The 17,205-nt window shown below is 68.9% G+C and carries 16 protein-coding genes; 7 read left to right on the top strand and 9 right to left on the bottom strand.

What is annotated here, in order from left to right; all coding sequences use genetic code 11:
* Nucleotides 1-18 precede the first annotated feature (18 nt).
* The 4 genes from fabI (at nucleotide 19) to G3I17_RS40720 (ending at nucleotide 3,783) form a co-directional block, all read left to right on the top strand.
* Nucleotides 19-795 (top strand): enoyl-ACP reductase FabI, encoded by a 777-nt coding sequence (fabI, locus tag G3I17_RS14020; RefSeq protein WP_164596456.1) that lies wholly within the window; start codon nucleotides 19-21, stop codon nucleotides 793-795.
* Nucleotides 795-2,483, top strand: a complete 1,689-nt coding sequence (locus tag G3I17_RS14015; protein ID WP_203590178.1) for a Mur ligase family protein — start codon at nucleotides 795-797, stop codon at nucleotides 2,481-2,483. The genes fabI and G3I17_RS14015 overlap by 1 nt, the downstream gene beginning before the upstream one ends.
* Before the next feature lie 38 nt (nucleotides 2,484-2,521).
* On the top strand, nucleotides 2,522-3,364 hold the full coding sequence (locus G3I17_RS14010) for a hypothetical protein (RefSeq protein WP_164596455.1): 843 nt from the start codon (nucleotides 2,522-2,524) through the stop codon (nucleotides 3,362-3,364).
* Between the two features lie 74 nt (nucleotides 3,365-3,438).
* Complete coding sequence (locus G3I17_RS40720) at nucleotides 3,439-3,783, top strand: peptidase inhibitor family I36 protein (protein WP_164596454.1); 345 nt, start codon at nucleotides 3,439-3,441, stop codon at nucleotides 3,781-3,783.
* Nucleotides 3,784-4,076: 293 nt separating this feature from the next.
* On the opposite strand, the gene G3I17_RS14000 is transcribed toward G3I17_RS40720, so the two are convergent.
* From G3I17_RS14000 to G3I17_RS13980, 5 genes are all read right to left on the bottom strand, one after another.
* On the bottom strand, nucleotides 4,077-5,255 hold the full coding sequence (locus G3I17_RS14000; protein ID WP_164596453.1) for a Dyp-type peroxidase: 1,179 nt from the start codon (nucleotides 5,253-5,255) through the stop codon (nucleotides 4,077-4,079).
* Nucleotides 5,252-5,785: a copper chaperone PCu(A)C gene (locus G3I17_RS13995; protein ID WP_203590177.1), complete on the bottom strand. Its 534-nt coding sequence runs from the start codon at nucleotides 5,783-5,785 to the stop codon at nucleotides 5,252-5,254. Before G3I17_RS13995 ends, G3I17_RS14000 begins: the two co-directional genes overlap by 4 nt.
* A gap of 78 nt (nucleotides 5,786-5,863) precedes the next feature.
* Complete coding sequence (cphA, locus tag G3I17_RS13990; RefSeq protein WP_164596452.1) at nucleotides 5,864-8,674, bottom strand: cyanophycin synthetase; 2,811 nt, start codon at nucleotides 8,672-8,674, stop codon at nucleotides 5,864-5,866.
* Nucleotides 8,671-9,801: a cyanophycinase gene (locus G3I17_RS13985; RefSeq protein ID WP_164596451.1), complete on the bottom strand. Its 1,131-nt coding sequence runs from the start codon at nucleotides 9,799-9,801 to the stop codon at nucleotides 8,671-8,673. Before G3I17_RS13985 ends, cphA begins: the two co-directional genes overlap by 4 nt.
* Before the next feature lie 41 nt (nucleotides 9,802-9,842).
* Nucleotides 9,843-10,022 (bottom strand): hypothetical protein, encoded by a 180-nt coding sequence (locus tag G3I17_RS13980; protein WP_164596450.1) that lies wholly within the window; start codon nucleotides 10,020-10,022, stop codon nucleotides 9,843-9,845.
* Between the two features lie 222 nt (nucleotides 10,023-10,244).
* Here G3I17_RS13980 and G3I17_RS13975 point away from each other — a divergent pair, with 222 nt between their 5' ends.
* Nucleotides 10,245-11,048 (top strand): hypothetical protein, encoded by an 804-nt coding sequence (locus G3I17_RS13975; RefSeq protein ID WP_164596449.1) that lies wholly within the window; start codon nucleotides 10,245-10,247, stop codon nucleotides 11,046-11,048.
* Nucleotides 11,049-11,098: 50 nt separating this feature from the next.
* Here the strand turns inward: G3I17_RS13975 and G3I17_RS13970 are convergent, their stop codons facing one another.
* The 4 genes from G3I17_RS13970 to G3I17_RS13955 all read right to left on the bottom strand — a co-directional run bounded on the left by G3I17_RS13970 (nucleotide 11,099) and on the right by G3I17_RS13955 (nucleotide 15,574).
* Nucleotides 11,099-12,511 carry a glycoside hydrolase family 16 protein gene (locus G3I17_RS13970; RefSeq protein WP_164596448.1) on the bottom strand — a complete coding sequence of 471 codons (1,413 nt, stop codon included), beginning with the start codon at nucleotides 12,509-12,511 and terminating at the stop codon, nucleotides 11,099-11,101.
* 137 nt (nucleotides 12,512-12,648) lie between these two features.
* On the bottom strand, nucleotides 12,649-13,533 hold the full coding sequence (locus G3I17_RS13965) for a GNAT family N-acetyltransferase (RefSeq protein WP_203590176.1): 885 nt from the start codon (nucleotides 13,531-13,533) through the stop codon (nucleotides 12,649-12,651).
* A gap of 45 nt (nucleotides 13,534-13,578) precedes the next feature.
* Nucleotides 13,579-14,802, bottom strand: a complete 1,224-nt coding sequence (gene serB / locus G3I17_RS13960; RefSeq protein WP_164596447.1) for a phosphoserine phosphatase SerB — start codon at nucleotides 14,800-14,802, stop codon at nucleotides 13,579-13,581.
* Between the two features lie 28 nt (nucleotides 14,803-14,830).
* Nucleotides 14,831-15,574: a hypothetical protein gene (locus G3I17_RS13955; protein ID WP_164596446.1), complete on the bottom strand. Its 744-nt coding sequence runs from the start codon at nucleotides 15,572-15,574 to the stop codon at nucleotides 14,831-14,833.
* A gap of 150 nt (nucleotides 15,575-15,724) precedes the next feature.
* Between G3I17_RS13955 and G3I17_RS13950 the strand changes: the two genes are divergently transcribed.
* Both G3I17_RS13950 and G3I17_RS13945 read left to right on the top strand, forming a co-directional pair.
* A complete protein-coding gene (locus tag G3I17_RS13950) occupies nucleotides 15,725-16,507 on the top strand; it encodes an ABC transporter ATP-binding protein (protein WP_164596445.1) in 783 nt (260 codons plus the stop codon).
* Between the two features lie 145 nt (nucleotides 16,508-16,652).
* Nucleotides 16,653-17,165: an NfeD family protein gene (locus G3I17_RS13945; protein ID WP_164596444.1), complete on the top strand. Its 513-nt coding sequence runs from the start codon at nucleotides 16,653-16,655 to the stop codon at nucleotides 17,163-17,165.
* Nucleotides 17,166-17,205: the final 40 nt, after the last annotated feature.

The raw sequence follows: 17,205 nt of genomic DNA, 5'->3' as shown, positions 1-17,205 counted from the left end.
TTTTTTAGAAGGAAGGCAATGCCGGTGGGCATCCTCGACGGCAAGCGGATCCTGGTCGCGGGCGTGACGCTCGATTCCTCGATCGGCTTCGCGACCGCCAAGGTGGCGCAGGAACAAGGCGCCACGGTGCTGATCTCCAACTTCGGCCGGGCGCTGAGTATCACCAAACGGATCGCGGGCCGGTTGCCCGTCACGCCGCCGGTGATCGAGCTGGACGTCACCGACGCCGACCACCTGGCCGCGCTGCCGGCCGCGATCCGCGAACACGTCGACGGCCTGGACGGCGTCGTCCACTCCATTGCCTACGGCAACCCGGAGACGATCCTCGGTGGCAAGTTCCTCGAGGGTCCGTGGGACGACGTGTCGCGCGCGGTGCACGTCTCGGCGTACAGCCTGAAGTCTCTCGCGGTGACGTGTGCGCCCTTGATGAGCAGTGGCGGCAGCATCGTCGGGCTGACCTTCGACGCGTCCGTGGCCTGGCCGGGCTACGACTGGATGGGGGTCGCCAAGGCGGCGCTGGAGTCGACCTCGCGCTACCTCGCGCGTGACCTGGGCGCTCTTGGGATCCGCTGCAACCTGGTCTCAGCGGGTCCGCTGAAGACGCTGGCCGCGAAGGCGATCCCGGGCTTCGAGAAGTTCGAGGGTCCCTGGCTGGAGCAGGCACCGCTGGGCTGGGACCCGTCCGACCTGGAGCCGACCGGCAAGACGATCGTCGCTCTGCTCAGTGACTTCTTCCCCTCCACCACCGGCGAGATCATCCACGTCGACGGCGGCTTTCACGCGATGGGTGCCTAGTGCTGACCACTTCCTTGGTAGAGCTCCGCGTTCTGGACGGCGCCAACCTGTACTTCAGCCGGGCGGCGGTCAAGCTCACGCTCGACCTGACGGCACTCATCGACGCGCCGGCGCCGGCCGCGAAGGCCTACGGGCAGGCGCTCGGGCTCGGTGCGACCCGCCCCGGGCGGATCGGGTCGGGGTTCCGGCAGCGATTCGCCGTCCGGGTCGTCGGGCACATCGTCCGGCGGATCGCGCGCGAGGCGGGGATCGGGCGGATCGGCGTACGGGTCCGGTCCGAGACCGATGTGCACCGGCTCGTGGTGGCGTTCCCGTGGGCGCATGAAGGGCGCGCCCGGGCGCTCGGCGAGGCGATCGTCGAGGTGGTCGATGCCTTTGGCTCTGAGGAGCTGCCCGAGCTGGTGGCGACTGTCGGCGACCGGGTCCGCAATGAGCCGGCCGGTAACTCGCCGCCGACGCTGCGGCCGAAGATCCCCGTCGTCGCCGTCACCGGCACGAACGGCAAGACGACCACCTCGCGGATGATCGCGCACATCGGCCGCGCGGCCGGCCTGCACGTCGGCTGGTCCAGCACCGACGGCGTGTACTTCGACGGCGAGCTGGTCAAGTACGGCGACTTCTCCGGGCCTAGCGGTGCCGGTCAGGTGCTGTCCCAGCCGGGCGTCCAGCTGGCTGTCACCGAGACCGCGCGCGGCGGCATCCTTCGTCGCGGTGTCGGAGTGGCTTACAACGACGTCTCCGTCGTCACCAACGTGACCGCCGACCACCTGGGCCTGGGCGGGATCGACACCGTGGACCAGCTCGCCGAGGTCAAGGCGGTCATCACCAAGATCACCCGGCCGCGCGGTTGGTGCGTGGTCAACGGTGACGACCCGCGAACGTTCGCGATGCGGCTCGACTCGCCGGCCAAGTGCTGGGTGTTCTCCCGCGACCCCGACTCGCCGTCGATCCGCAGCGTGCTCGACGAGGGTGGCCGCGCGACGACGGTGCTGGACGGGTTCATCACCGTGCTCGACCAGTCCAGCGACGCCGAGCCGTTGCTGAAGGTCGTCGACGTCCCGATGACGCTGTCCGGGCTGTCGCACTACAACGTCGAGAACGCGCTCGCCGCCGCCTCGGCCGCCCTCGGCCTCGGGCTGCCGCGCGCCGCGGTGATCGAGGGGCTCAGCACGTTCTCCCCGGCCGAGAACAACCCGGGCCGGATGAACATGTACTCCGTCCGCGACTTCACCGTCGTGATCGACCTCGCCCACAACGAGGCCGGCCTGGAAGCGCTGCTGGAGATCATGAACGGCGTCCGTCAACCGAGTGGGCGGCTGCTGCTGGCACTCGGCTCGCCCGGTGACCGGGCCGACGAGATGGTCGTCGCGATGGGTGCGATCGGCGCCCGCGGCGCGGACCGGGTGGTGATCGGGCACAAGGGCGAGTACCTGCGTGGCCGGCCGCCGGAGGAACTGGAGGCCGTCTTCCGCGAAGGCGCCAGTTCGGTTGGCGTCGACGACGTACCGTCCTTCCCGACCGAACTCGAGGCGGCCCAGGCGCTGGTCCGCGAAGCGCAGGCCGGTGACGTGGTCGCGGTGATGGCTTTGCAGGATCGGGCGAGTCTTGACGCCTGGTTGCGGTCCGAGGGGGCTACCGTCGATAACCCGGAGACCTTGAAGGCGAAGGTCGAACGAGCACAGCACTGATCCCCGGGACCCCACCGCCCGGGGCGGATCGGGGTTACATGCGTTATTTGTGGTCGATACCAGCGGCGGTGGTCGCCTGGTTCGTGGCCGGCTTCGCGCCGACCTACCTGAACGGGCTGCCGTCAGGCTCGACCACTTTCGTCGGGACCCGGCTGGATCTGCTCGTCCTGGGCGGATTCACCGGGGGAGTGCTGGCCGGCCTGATCGTCGGCCGCGTCCGGATCGCGGCACCACTGATCCTGATCGTTGCCGGGGGCTCCTGGTGGCTGAGTGACTATTCATTGTCGGACAAGGGTTTGCTGGCGACGTTGCTGGTGGCAAGCGTTGTCGGCGCGGGTTTCGGTGCCCTGGGCACCCGAAGTACGGTGCTGGCGGCGTTCGCCTTGTCGGTGCCGGTCGCCTGGTACGCGTTGCGCCCGGCCGATGAACTGCAGGACTGGCGCTGGCTGTGGCAGCTCAACGGGCTGCTCGTCACGGTCGGCCTGACCATCCTCTTGTACGTCGCCTGCTGGCGGCGCGGCTGGCGATCGGCGTACTTCTGGCTGCCGTTGACCGCGTTCTACCTGGCGTCGTTCGCGGTCGTCGAGGGCCTCCAGGCGGTGACAGCGGCCAAAGGCAAGCCGACCGACGTGATCGCCAACGCCGGTACCGACGCGTTCTTCGACGGCTTCGAGCCGCTGCTGCGGGAGTACTGGCCCTGGCTGGCGCTGGCCGTGCTGCTCGCGATCCCGATGGTCGCCCTCAAGGTCCGCGCGCTGCCACCGCCGCCTCCGCCGCCCACCGTCGACGACGGCCGGAGCAACGACGCGGTGCTGTCCGACGACCTCGACTGGATCGACCGCGAGGACCCGAAGCGGCGACTGCTTCCGGCACGCCGCTAAAACCGCTTTAGTGAAATCTCAACTATAGGCTTTCGGGTGTCAGGGAAACCGCCCATCTTCCCGGAGGACCCCTCGTGAAACTTCGCCTCGCTCTCGGAGCCACCGCAGCGGCCGCCGTCGTCGCGGTCGGCATCACCCCAGCTTCGGCGTACCAGGACCAGTCGGCCTCGACCGCCTGTGTCCAAGGCATCGCCTGCTTCTACGAAACCACCAGCTTCAGCGGCAAGACTGTGCAGTACCCCGCTCCGAGTACCTCCTGCACCGTGCTGCCCTTCGTCCCCGGCGCACTCTTCAACTGGAGCACCAAGGACATCTACCTGTACCGCACCGCCAACTGCACCGGCATCGCGTCGGTAGAGCCCGCCGGCAACTTCCACAGCTACCCAAGCACCAAGTTCCTCAGCTTCCGCGCGGGCTAACACTCAGCCGGGCGGCGCCTGACTCGCCCTCCTCCCGCCCCCACCAGGGGGTTTCACCCGCTGCCACCAAGGCGGAACCCCGTCGTTTGAGGGGGTAACCCCTCAAACGGTGGGTTGCCTGCTCAGAACCCGGGCAGGCAACCCACCACCTCAGGGGTTAACCCCCCAAACGACACCGTTCCGACCTTGGGCGCCCTTCCGTGGGGCGTCAGCCGCTCGCCGGCTCTCGCCTTGTGCGCCACGTGAGCATCCTGCCGCGAGCGATCCGCTCAGGTGGTGCACAAGGTGGTAGGTCAGGCGAGGAGCTTCTGGGCCAGCCAGCCGTCTTCGTGGAATCCCGGTGGGATTGCGAAGGCGGCTGAGCCGATCGTGGTGGTCCATTCATTGAGGGCGTCCGCGGCGTCGAGGCGGGCCAGCAGGGGGAGGAACTGGCTGACCAGGTCAGCCTGGTAGCTGAGGAAGATGAGGCCGGACTCGCGGGTGGCGCCGGTGTCCTGGACGTAGTTGAGGCCCTTGCGGAAGATCCGCCGTCCGTCGTTCTCGGAGTGGTGGGACAGGCGCGCGTGCGCGTTCTTGGCGATCACCAGTTGGTTGTCGGCGTCGCGGGCTAACAGGTCGAGTTCGTCGTGCTCGGCCGTACCGGTCAGCGGCGCGCCGTTGGACAGTTTGCGGCCAACCGCGCGCTCCTGTTCGGAGCGCGTCAGCTCGTCCCAGGTGTCCAGGTTGAGGCTGATCCGCCGGACGACCAGGGTCGTACCACCGTCGGGTGCCCAGACCGTGCTGTCGAAGTCCGGAGTGCCCGGCGCGGGATTGCCGGTGCCGTCGACCTGGTTGAAGAGATTTCGCCCGGTGACGGCCTGACCATCAGGCCCGGTCACGTTCCAGAACCCGGTCTGCCGCCACAACGGCTTCGCAAACGGCGCTGCATCGGCCACCAGCCGCCGTACGGCGTGTACGACCGACACCGCGTCGTCCGCACCCACCAGCACCAGCAGATCGCCACCGGTCCACCCTGGTTGCAGCCGATCATGCGACATCACCGGTACGTCGCTGAACCCGTGCGGCCTCGACGCAGCGAGACCCGGCAGCGTGAACACCTTCAGTCCGAAGCCGACCGTGACGGTCAGCGCGACACCGGGAACGGCCAGCTCGGGAGCCGTGTCGCCGGGAGCTGGACGACCTGCGCCGAGGGCAACGATGTCGCTGGTCCACAGCCGCATCAACCGGCCGAGCGCCGCCTTGTCGATGCCCGGCAGCAGGGTCAAAGCGACCAGCTCGGCATGTTTCGGTGCCGGCGCGGCAATGGCCGGCTGGTGGTCGCCGTACGGGTTGATGTCTCGGCCAACGACCGCCGAAACGGACTGCGAGGCGGTATTGTTGCCTAGCGCAACGGCTCCACCAGTGACGGCGGCGCCCGCGGCGGCAACTCCGGCGTACCCGAAGAGCTGCCGCCGGGACGGACGACCGGTCAAGGGGTGGGGCTGGGCGTGGTCGACGGGTGGTAGTGCTCTTCCTCCTCGGTGAACGCCTTCACCGGCACGGTCAGATCGTGCGTGGAGCCGTCGGAGAACTTCAGCGTGACCGGTACTTCGTCGCCCGGCTTGAGCGGCTGCTTGAGCCCCATCAGCATGACGTGGTCACCGCTCGGCGCGAGGTGCGCGTGTGACTCGGCGGGCACCTTGATGCCACCGGCCTTCTCCTGCATCACCATCTTGCCGTCCTTCATCGCCATCTCGTGGAGCTGCACCAGGCCGGCCACCGGAGACGTTGCCGACGTCAACGAGATGTCGCTCTTGCCCGGGTTGGTCAGCGACATGAAGGCCGCCGTCATCGTGGTGTCCTTGGACCCGACCGTCGCGCGCACCCAGGCGTCCTCGACGAGCACGCCGGGGGTGGTCACCGCGGCCTGGGTGGTCGGGGCCTTGGTATCGGAGGCGCCGCAGGAGGACACCAGGAGGGGCAGGGCGACGGCCAGACCGGCCATCAGCAGCTTCGTCTTCACGGACAGGCCAACGACGCTTCGGCCATCCGAGTTCCCGGAAGAGCGGGGACACCCCGTGTGTCCCCGCTCACGATTCGGTTACTCCGCTGACTGGTCAGCTTCCGACTCGTCCGGCTTCACGAAGTCCGGGTCGCCGCCCTCGTCGCCGGAGCGGGCGCCGGCCTGTGCGAGGTGGGACACGGACTCGAGGTGGGACAGCACCTGCTGGTGCTGGTCCACACAGAGCACGACCAGGTCGCCTGGGTTCGACCGGGACAGTGCGTGCTGAACAGCGGTCAGCTCCTCCAGCACCGTCTCGACCTGACGGCAGCGCGCGCCCTTCTCCATCGCAGCGCGGACGCCCTCGGTGACGAGCTCGGCCGTGCTGCCGCGCTCGCGGCCGCGCAGCCGGGCGTCCTCGCGGACGATCACCACGTCGAAGTGGTGCGCCGCGACCTCGCCCAGCTCGCGCATGTCGTCGTCGCGCCGGTCGCCCGCCGTCGCGATGACACCGATCCGCGACGAGCGGCCGAGCTCGGACGAGGCGTTCAGGCTCTCGCCCAGCTTGTCGACGAAGTCGCCGAGCATCCGCATCGCTGGGGCGTTGTGGCAGTAGTCGACGATCACGGTGCGCCCGTCGACGTCGATCTCGTTCAACCGGCCGGGGGACAGGTAGTACGAGGTGCTGAACGTCCGCAGGCCCTGCCGGATGTCGTGCAGCGGCGCGCCCGCGGCGAAGGCGGCGGCCGCGGCGGCCATCGAGTTCTGCACGTTCATCATCGCCCGGCCGCCGAACGTTGCCGGCAGCAAGTGCGTCCAGGCCAGCTGCATCGAGCGCCGGCCGTGCTTCATGATGATCATGTCGCCCAGGTCGGAGCGCTCCAGGACGACCGCACGGCCACCGCGCCGGCAGTGCCCCTCGATGTACTCCCGGACCTCGCTGCCCGGCTCGGCGATGCTGAACCAGACCACCTCGCCCGAGCACTTCCGGCGCATCTTCCGGACCAGCGGGTCATCGGCGTTCAGTACTGCGAACCCGTTGCGCGGAACCGCCTCGACCAGCACGCCCTTGACGTCGGCCAACTGCTCCAGCGTGTCGATGCCGCGCATGCCCAGGTGGTCCGGCTGGATGTTCAGCACCACGGCGACGTCGTTGCGCTGGTACCCGAGACCCTCCCGCAGGATCCCGCCGCGAGCCACCTCGAACACGGCGAAGTCGACCCGCGGGTTCTGCAGCACCATCCGGGCGGACTTCGGCCCGGACGCGTCCGACCGGATCACCAGCCGCTCGTCGATCACGATGCCGTCGGTCGACGTCATCCCGACCTTGCGGCCCATCCCCTTGAAGACGTGGCTGATCATCCGCGAGGTGGTCGTCTTGCCGTTCGTGCCGGTCACCGCGATGATCGGGATCCGGCTGGTCGCGCCCGGTGGGAAGAGCATGTCGACGACGGGTTTCGCGATGTACTGCGGATCACCGATGGTCGGGTTGGTGTGCATCCGGAAGCCAGGTGCCGCGTTCACCTCGCAGATCGCGCCACCGGTCTCGCGGACCGGCTGGGTGATGTCGGGGCAGATGAAGTCGATCCCGGCGATGTCCAGCCCGATCATCCGGGCCGCCTCCTCGGCGATCTCGACGTTCTCCGGGTGCGCCTCGAAGGTCCGGTCGATCGAGATCCCACCGGTGGACATGTTGCCGGTGAGGGTGAGCTTCACCATCGTCTCTTCGGGCGGCACGTCGTCCATCTCGAAGCCCTGGGACTTCACCAGCTCACGCGCGGCGGAGTTCACCGTGATCCGGGTCAGGATCTTCTCGTGGCCAACGCCACGACGCGGGTCCGCGTTGGTGATGTCGACCAGCTCGGCGACGGTGTGCACGCCGTCACCGACCACGTGCGCCGGTACCCGCTCGGCGATGGCCTCCATCCGCCCGTTGATGATCAGGCAGCGGTAGTCCTTGCCGGTGACGAAACTCTCCACGATCACCGAACCGCGGCGCGACTGGTCGGCCGCGATCGGGAAGGCCTCCCGGACCGCGTCCGCGTCCTGCAGGTTCAGGCAGACACCGCGGCCGTGGTTGCCGTCGAGCGGCTTGCAGACGACGGGATAGCCGATCTTGTTCGCCGCCGAGACGGCTTCCTCGACCTCACGGACCGAGGCGGACCGCGGTACCGGCAGACCGGCGGAGGCGAGCAGTTTGGTGGTGAGGTCCTTGTCGCCGGCCACGTCCACGGCGATCGAGCCGGTCTCGGACGTCATGGTCGCCCGGATCCGCTTCGCGTGCACGCCCTGACCGAGCTGCACCAGGCTGTACTTGTTCAGCCGGATCCACGGGATGTCGCGGGACACCGCCTCGTCCACGATCGCCTGCGTCGACGGCCCGAAGGCGCTCCGCTCCGCCTGCCGGATGAACTTCTCCAGCTCGGTGGTGAAGTCGAAGTCCTCGGTCGGCTGGACCAGGTAGTTCACGAACCGGATCGCGAGCTCACCCGCGGCCAGGCCGACGCCCTCGTCGGCGTACGAGTAGATGATGTTGTACCGGCCGGGCACGCCCTTGACCTGGCGGGTCTTGCCGCGCCGCATGTCGTGGCCGGCCTCCTGCTGCAGCTGCAGCGAGACGTGCTCGGCGATGTGCCCGAGCCACGTCCCCTCCTGCAGCCGCTCGATGAAGCCGCCGCGGCGGCCGCGTGAGCAGTGGTGCTGGTCCAGCCGGGGGAGGTACTCGAGCAGCCGCTCGGTGAAGCCGTCGATCGTGTTCGACGGGAAGTCCTCCAGCGAACCCAGGTCGACGACCAGATGGATCGCCGGGTCGTAGCTCCAGATGTTCGGGCCGCGGTAGACGCGCGTCTCGATGACTTTCAGGTCCGGGCTCGGCGTGCCGTGGGTCTGGTCGGGGGCGGTATCCGTCATGCGTTCCCACTGTCTGCTAGTGGCCCTGTTGCGGGGTCGGTATCTGGTCGGCTGAGTTCGGCGCCCGCGCTCAGAGGCTCGGTCGCCTCCGGTCTGGACTGGATCGCCGCCGACGATCTGGACTTCCTCGACGCCGCCGCCTTCTTGCTGGGATCGGCCGCCTTCGCCGTCCGCCGGCCCGCCCGCCGCTTGCGCTCGGCGTAGTACGCGGGGGACACGCCCTCAGCGGCGATCTCCTTGGCGAGCTTGCGCAGGTCTGCTTCGGCCGCCTCGATGGAGGCGATCTCCTCGGCCGGCGGCTGCGGCCCGTAGGACAACAGCACCCGCGCCTTCAGATCGAAGGTCGCAGTCGCGGGAAGTACGTGCAGTACGACCCCGGACGCGAGAATCGCCTCGGACCGGCTCGCATAGTGCGCGTTGGACGTGATCCGGCTGCCGTCGAAGATCGTCACGGCGCCACGCCCGACGACCTCCAGGTGAGATCCCCGTACTACGGCCGCCGTGTCCTCGTCGACGCCGATCCCGAGCAGCCCCGGAGACTGGGCGACGAGCGAGAGGAGGCGCCCGTACCGGTTCCGCTGGGCGAAGTGCTGGTCGACGATCGCGCCCTGAACCAGCCCGAGCCCGCCGGCCAGCTGGCTCATGCGCTGGCGAGGAGTGGCACCGGACCGGCCGAAGGCGATCATGTGCTCAGCGAGGATGCTCGCGCCGGCCGACGTGCCACCGACGGCGGCTCCCCGGGCGTGGGCTGCGGTGACGGCCCGGCCGAACGCGGTACCGGTGACGACACCGCTCAGCTTGAGCTGGTTACCGCCGGTCATGAAGATTCCGGTCGCCTCGTTCAGCGGCTCGATGAAGGCGGGGTCGTCGGCGTCCTCCCGGTTCTCCGGCCGGACGCCGACCACGTTCGCCGCACCCAGCGCGGCGAAGAGGGCGGAGTAGACGTCGATCACGTCGGTTCCGAGCGCCGACGCGGTCGGAACCACCACGATCCGCGCCTTCGACCCGCCCGCCGCTTCGACGAACTCCTGCAGAACGAGCCGCTTCTTCAGCTTGTCCTCGGCCCCACCGATGGCGAACAAGGCACCAGGCCCGCTCGTCGTCACCCCACCCTGCTGTTCAGACATAGCCGAAGAATAAGCGCTGGACCCCCTTCAGCCCGCCTTGGTCACTCGGAGTGCTGGGCGCGAGCCTTGGGTACGAGCCACACGAGCGCGCTGCCGGCGCCGGTGGCGGCCAGGAACCACCAGGCCCGGTCGTAGACCGTGAGGTCGCGAGTTGAGCCCAGGATGGCGACCAGGATGCTCACACCGAGGACGGCGCCGAGTTGACGGAAGCTGGAGTTCACGGCGGCGCCGACGGCGTACCGGCTCGGCGGCGAAGTGGCTGGACCCGCCGCGCGCCGCAGTACTGAAACACGATTGCGGTTCGCCGCTGGACCTCGAACTCATCTGCAAACACTGTGGCGAAGCCCTCACCTTGGGCACCACGCACGCCGAACTGCACTGAAGCCGTTGCAACAAGCTGCAATTCCGCCACGGAGAGTTGTTGCCTGTGGCATCCTGCGTCGGTGAAGAAACTCCTGATGCCGTTGGTGGTTGCCGCGGCGATGATGTCGGCCGCTGCCTGCGGTGGCTCCGACGAAGCGAAGCCTCCGGCTGTCGGCCAGTCCTCGACGCCACCGACGACGGTTGCGACGGCAACGACGGCAACGGCGCTGTCCCAGACCGACTTCGTCTCGAAGGTCCAGGCCGCGATGCTGGCCAAGAGCACCTTCCACTCGGTCACCACGATGACCGACGAGGACGGCCCGCTGACGTACACGTCCGACGTGAAGGTGGCTTCGGGCGGTACGGATGTGTCCGTGGTCAGTAGCGACGGTTCGTCGGCGCGGCGGATCGGCGGCACCTTCTACGGCAAGGGCGACGGGATCACCGACACCCCCGCGAAGCCGTGGAAGGCATGGAATCCGAAGGCCGCGTCGAAGGATCCGATGGCGCCGCTGACCGGTGCGCTGATGAAGATCCTCACGGTCCCGGCGCTGACTCACGAGTTCCTCGCCGGGACGGCCTACGCGACGAAGTTCAGCTCCGCCGCCGGGCCGACCGTCGACGGCGTACCGACGACGGCCTACACGATCACCATCGACGCGGCGAAGGCTGCCGCCGGGAAGGCGTTCGGTGAGTACCTGACGCCCGACGTGGTCGCCGAAGAGAAGCTCAAGGTCATCCCCGTCACGGTGCTGGTCGGCGACGACTCCTTGCCGCGCAAGCTCGACTTCACCTTCGGTACCTCGACGATCTCGACGCTCTACACGAAGTTCGGTGACCCGGTCACCGTCGCGGCTCCGGCCACAGCCCAGATCGACGCGTAGCAAGCAGGTGGTGCCGGGCCGGGACAGGCCCGGCGCCACCTGCCCGCATCTCAGTGGCCGAAGGTGAACCAGTTGACGTTGACGAAGTCGGCCGGTTGGCCACTGGTGAAGGTCAGGTAGACGTTGTGGACCCCGGTCACCGCACTGATATTGGCCGGGACGCTGCGCCAGGTCTGCCAGCCGCCGGTGTTGGCGATGGCGAAGCTGCCGATCGGTGCGTTGGTCCTGCTGTCGAGCCGTACCTCCACCAGGCCGCTCACCCCGCCGGCGGCTCCCGATGCCACCCGGGCGGTGAACTGATGGGCTGCGGAGCTACTGAAGTCGACGTTCGGATAGAGCGCCCAGTCGCCGTTGCCGACCTGCTTGAGGTTCTGGCCGCCACCTGAGTCAGTGGTCGTCTCGGTTGCGACGCCGCCTTGCTGGGTGAAGGATTCGGCTTGGATGGTGCTGTAGGCGCTGCCACCACCACCCGGCGGGTTGGTGGGCGGCGTAGTGGGCGGGGTGGTCGGGTCGCCACCGCCACCTCGGGTCGAGACGGCGACGTAGTCGATCACCATCGGGCGGTCGGGGACGGTCTCGGCGCGCGGTGTCGGACCGTTGAGGGCATCCGGGAAGGCGCCGCCGATCGCGACGTTCAGCAGGATGAAGTACCCGGCGTGTGAGGTCATGCTGTTCCACGTGTCGGCCGGCAACTGCCCTTGGCTGACCGAGTGGAACTGCTGGCCGTCGACGTACCAGCGGAACTGGTTCGGCGAGATGCTCGTGTCCCACTCGAACCGGTACGTGTGGAAGCCCCCTTGGCAACTCGTGCCCGGGCAGGCGCGGCTGTTCGCGAGGCCGCTGGTCTCGTTGCACGGACCGCCCGGGTTCACGCCGCAGTGCAGCACGCCCCAGACCGAGTTGATCCCGTTGACGTTCTCCATGATGTCGAACTCGCCGATACCGGGCCAGTTCCAGTAGTTGCCCCGGTACGGCGCGCCGAGCGCCCAGAACGCGGGCCAGTAGCCGAGCGCCGCGTTGCCCGTGACGTTGGGCATCTGGATCCGGCTCTCGATCGCGACCACGCCACCGGCCGGGGGCCTGAAGTTGCTGCGCTGGCTCTCGATCCGGGCCGACGTCCAGTTGCCGGCGCCGTCGCGGCGGGGCGTGATCCTGAGGTTGCCGGTGCCGTCGAGGGCGAGGTTGTTCGTACTGTTGGTGTAGTTCTGGATCTCGCCGGTGCCCCAGTTGCCGGGGCCGCCCGGATAGGCGTGGCCGGTGTCGATGATCCAGTTGGCGCCGGACGGCAGTGTGCCGTTCGTGCCGTTGAAGTCGTCACTCCAGACCGTCGTCCAGCCGGCGGCCGGTGGCGGCACGCTGGCCTGGGCCGCGACGGTCAGGGCGGTCGCGACGAGGAGGGGAGCGAGCAGGGCGCTCAGGATGGTTCGGCGGCGGGTGGACGGTTTGTTGGGGCGGGAACGCATGGATGACCTCCACGGGCGGGGGCCGAGCGCCTTCACCAGAACGGCGCCGGGCAGGTGATTACGCTCATGGGAGCGCTCTCATGTCGCGCTGTCAACGCTTCGTCACCGCATTGGCGTCAGGGAACGTTCCCCGCTCGTCAGAGTTTGCGGCTGAAGACCGTCGTACTGTGCTCGACCGTCATCCCGAGCCGCTCGTACATCGCCAGCGCCCCGGTTCCGGAGTGCGTCCAGATCGTGAGGTTGGGGCGACCCTGGCGGGAGAAGCCGTGCGATGCGTGCGCGAGCAGCGCCCGGGCGATTCCCTGGCCGCGCAGGTCCCGGCGAACGGCGAGCTGCTCGACGCTCCCGGCGTCGGAATCCGGCAGCGCCAGACAGATCGCGGCCCCGACGAGCTCGTCACCGGCGAAGGCCACCGGGGAGAGCTCGGGCGTGAAGCTGGAGCGCTCGACGCTCATCCGGGCCCACTCTTCGTAGCCCCATCGCCGCGGTTGCCAGTCGTCGAAGGCATTCTGGATCACCAGGTACGCCGCCTGGCGGTCCTCGGCGGAGAACGGCCGGATGGTGATCCCGGCGGGCAGGTCGGGCAGGTCGGGCAGCGCCGGGTTCTCGGTCGCCGGCATCGTCAGCTTCCAGTTGGTCGCCAGTACGTCGTAGCCGCGGGCCCGCAACAGCGCAGTACCGGCGTGGTCCTCGTCGTCGACCGTCTGTGCGAGCCATTCCCCGTCGATCTCGACAGCGCGCGCCTCGGCCCAGTCGAGCAGGCTGCTGCCCAGGCCGAGCCCGCGGTATGACGGTCCGACGTCGACCTGCGAGCGCCGGCCCCGAACGTACGTCCAGGCTGCGATGTCACCGGCCGGCTCGAGAATCACCAGCGTGTCGACGGAAGCGTCCAGCCCGGGCCGCTCCAACGTCGCCTCGACCTCGTCCAGCGCGATCTCCGCCAGCCGGCTGATCGTTTTGGCGTCAGCCGTGGTGGCGGCTCGGCAACTGAATCCAGCAGGCATCACCGGGGGAGTAGGCACAAAAGCCGATCCTCACCTCGCGAGCCTTGTACCGCAACCCGGAACTCAGCCGAGGTGTCCGGCGTCCGCGTCGGCGGCCTCTACTTCTTCGCGGCTGATGCCGAGGAGATAGAGGATCGTATCGAGGTAGGGAACGCTCACATGGGTGTCGGCGGCCGCCCGGACGACAGGCTTGGCGTTGAAGGCGATGCCGAGACCGGCGGCGGCGAGCATGTCGAGGTCGTTGGCGCCGTCGCCGATCGCGACCGTCTGGGACAGCGGCGTACCGGAAGTCACCGCGAAGCGGCGCAGGGCGGTTGCCTTGCCGGCCCGGTCGACGATGTCGCCGACCACCTTGCCGGTCAGTTTGCCGTCGACGACCTCGAGCTCGTTGGCCGCGGCGAAGTCGATGCCGAGCTCCGCGGCGAGCTTGTCGGTGATCTGGCTGAAGCCACCGCTGACGATGGCGAACTGGTACCCGAGGCGCTTCAGCGTCCGTACCAGCGTGCGCGCGCCCGGTGCCAGCTCGATCGCCTGGAAGACCTCGTCGAGCGCCGACTCCGGCAACCCTTCGAGCGTCGCGACCCGGCTCCGCAGCGAATCGGCGAAGTCCAGCTCGCCGCGCATCGCCTGTTCGGTGACCGCCGCGACCTCCTCGAGCCGCCCGGCATGGGCCGCGAGCATCTCGATCACCTCGCCCTGGATCAGGGTCGAGTCGACATCCATCACGATCAGCCGCTTGGCCCGCCGGTACAGACCACCCGGCTGTACTGCGACGTCGAGGCCCTGGACGACGCCTTCGAGCGCGAGCACCTTCCGCAGCGAGTCCGGGTCGGCACCTGACACCGCGATCTCCATCGCGGTCACCGGATAGCGCGCCATCCGGCTGATCCGGTCGATGTTGGCGCCGGTGTCGGCGATCCGGCCGGCGATCGCGGCGAAGCCCTGCGCGGTCAGCGGGCTGCCGATCACGGTCACCTGGGTCCGGCCCTTGCGCCGCGGCTCGTTGTCACCGAACCCCTTCTTCAGGTCGATCTCGACCTCGAGGTTCTCGGCGAGCGCCTTGAGCTCCTTCTTGAGCTCCTTGTGGTCACGCGGCGCCGACAGCAGCACGCCGAGGACCAGCCGGCCTCGCAGGACGACCTGCTCGGCGTCGATCACGTCGAGCCCGCGGAGCGCGAGCATCGACAGTACTGCGGAGGTCAGACCTGGCCGGTCCGTACCGGTCAGAGTGACCAGCAGGGTGGGGCGGTCCGCTATCGACGTCTCGTGCTCAGCCTGTCCTGTCATGTCAAGGCCCCAGGCTACCGATGAATTGTTAACGGGAGGTGGGCGGTCCACATGCCGCGACAAGAGCGCGCCGGGCAGCCGCGGCCAGCTCGGTCAGCGCACGACGCCGGGCATCGGCCTCGGCTCCGGTGAGAGCGGCGCCGTCGTCCTCCAGAGCGGCGTCGGCGATGGCCAGGCAGCGACGGGCGGTGGCGGCAGCCTTCACGGCCCGCGCTTCGTAGCCGGGGGCAAGGTCGTCGCCCTTGCCCGAACCGATCTTGCGGATATCGATCAGCGCGTCCGCGACCTCGGGCTTCCACTTGGCGACGTCGAGCGCGGCTAGCGACTCGGCCGCCTGGATCAACGCGGCCCGCAACCCACGATCGGCCTCACCGAGGTCGGCCGGCAGGGGACTGGTCGCCCGCAACGCGGTCCACTGCACCGCCGGACCGACGTACGCCGGTACGAGCCCGATCTCCGCACCGGTCAGTACTACGGCCTCGCCCGTCTCGAGCGCTGCCTCGTTGAACGTCGGCGGCCCGGCCAGCCCGATGGGGTCACCCGGGATCGGCAGGGCGAGGTGAGCCTGGGTCGCGCCGGCCGCGCGCAACAGGTTGAGGGCCACCGGCAACGTGGTGGGCTCGGGATGCCCGGCGAGACCGGACACGTGGTGCCCGACGTCCTCGCCCAGGATCTTGTGCGCGGCCGTGTCCGGGTCGCAGGCACCGGTCAGCATCGCGTTCGTCCACACGGTGAAACGCACCGAGGCGGCAGTGGTCAGCACATCTGCCATCATCCCATCCTTGCTTTGTTGTCCCGACACAGCAGGGTCGGCGTCAGCCGCATGGGACGACCCCTCCTGCCAACCTCCCTTCCTTGGTTGACGACGTGAGACGGCAGGGTGGCCGTCGGGCGTTCCGGGCGACCCCGTAGGTTTTGGTCCATGACTGCAGTGGCGGAGCTGGCCGGTGTCTCGATCGTGCGTGGTGGCGCGCTGCTGCTGGACGGCGTCGACTGGTCCATCGAGGAGACCGACCGCTGGGTCGTGATCGGCCCGAACGGAGCCGGCAAGACGACGATGCTCCAGATCCTCGCGGCCCAGATGCACCCGACGACCGGCGTGGTCGGGCTGCTCGGCGAGGTGGTCGGCGCGGTCGACGTCTTCGAGTTGCGACCGCGGATCGGGCTGACCAGCGCCGCACTCGCCGACCGGCTGCCGAAGTCGGAGCGGGTGTCCGATGTGGTCGTCTCCGCGTCGTACGCCGTACTCGGGCGCTGGCGCGAGGAGTACGACGAGCTGGACCACCAGCGGGCCAAGGAGTTGCTGACCGAGCTCGGCATCGGTCATCTGAGCGACCGCACCTTCGGGACGCTGTCCGAGGGCGAGCGCAAGCGGGTGCAGATCGCCCGCGCGTTGATGACGGACCCCGAGCTGATGCTGCTGGACGAGCCGGCGGCCGGGCTGGACCTTACGGGTCGCGAACAGTTGGTCCGGTCGCTCAGCTCGATCGCGACCGCTGAAGGCGCGCCCGCGATGGTGCTCGTCACCCACCACGTCGAGGAGATCCCGCCGGGCTTCACGCACGCGCTGCTGCTGAAGAAGGGCCGCATCGTCAGCGCTGGCCCGATCGAGCAGGCGCTGACGGCCGAGACCCTGAGCGACACCTTCGACCTCGCCCTCAGCCTCGACCACCAGGACGGCCGCTACTTCGCCCGCGCCCTCTGACCAGCCTTGGCCTGCGCTTACGTCCGAAGAACTGGTGAGACGTGGTACCCACTTCTTCGGACGTAAGGGGAGTCCGGGGGCTGGTTTCGCGCGTCACACTGGTGATGGACCTGCCTGAGGTCCCGAACGCGGATAGAGTTGGCAGATGATGGATTGGCTGCGGGACAACGTCTGGGCGGCGTGGCTCGGAATCGCCGCTGCGCTCGCTCTGGCGGAGCTGGCTTCGCTCGACTTCACTTTGCTGATGCTCGCCGCGGGGGCGATCACCGCGGCCGGCGTGGGCGCCTTGTTCCCGCACCTGCTCTGGCTCCAGATCGTCGTCGGCCTGATCACCGCGGCCGCGATGCTGGCCGCCATCCGGCCGCTGCTGGTCCGCAAGATCCACCACGGCGTCGAGCTGAAGACCGGGTCGGCGCACGTGATCGGCCGCAGCGGTGTGGTCGTCAAGGAGATCCACCCCGACGGCGGCGGCTCGATCAAACTCAACGGCGAGCTCTGGACCGCCCGCCCGTACGACGACACCTCCACCATCGAGCCCGGCACCCGCGTCGAGGTGATGTCCATCGACGGCGCCACCGCCGTCGTCTACCCGATCGCCGGGCCCATCGACCACACCCTCCCCGAGCTCCGCGAGAAGCCCGAGCCGAAGGACTCCTAACCGCGCCGCTGGTCGCTGGTGTGGCGCGGTTGCGCCACCG

Source organism: Streptomyces sp. SID13031, assembly GCF_010548305.1.
Lineage (GTDB): Bacteria > Actinomycetota > Actinomycetes > Propionibacteriales > Kribbellaceae > Kribbella.
Note: the sequence above shows the minus strand (reverse complement) of the source record. Positions and strands in the feature narration are given on the sequence as shown.

Excerpts from the sequence above, each read along its gene's own strand:
- fabI (WP_164596456.1), top strand. The coding sequence starts at position 19 with ATGCCGGTGGGCATCCTCGACGGCAAGCGGATCCTGGTCGCGGGCGTG.
- G3I17_RS14010 (WP_164596455.1), top strand. The coding sequence starts at position 2,522 with ATGCGTTATTTGTGGTCGATACCAGCGGCGGTGGTCGCCTGGTTCGTG.
- cphA (WP_164596452.1), bottom strand. The coding sequence starts at position 8,674 with ATGACGGATACCGCCCCCGACCAGACCCACGGCACGCCGAGCCCGGAC.
- G3I17_RS13985 (WP_164596451.1), bottom strand. The coding sequence starts at position 9,801 with ATGTCTGAACAGCAGGGTGGGGTGACGACGAGCGGGCCTGGTGCCTTG.
- G3I17_RS13970 (WP_164596448.1), bottom strand. The coding sequence starts at position 12,511 with ATGCGTTCCCGCCCCAACAAACCGTCCACCCGCCGCCGAACCATCCTG.
- serB (WP_164596447.1), bottom strand. The coding sequence starts at position 14,802 with ATGACAGGACAGGCTGAGCACGAGACGTCGATAGCGGACCGCCCCACC.
- G3I17_RS13955 (WP_164596446.1), bottom strand. The coding sequence starts at position 15,574 with ATGGCAGATGTGCTGACCACTGCCGCCTCGGTGCGTTTCACCGTGTGG.
- G3I17_RS13950 (WP_164596445.1), top strand. The coding sequence starts at position 15,725 with ATGACTGCAGTGGCGGAGCTGGCCGGTGTCTCGATCGTGCGTGGTGGC.
- G3I17_RS13945 (WP_164596444.1), top strand. The coding sequence starts at position 16,653 with ATGATGGATTGGCTGCGGGACAACGTCTGGGCGGCGTGGCTCGGAATC.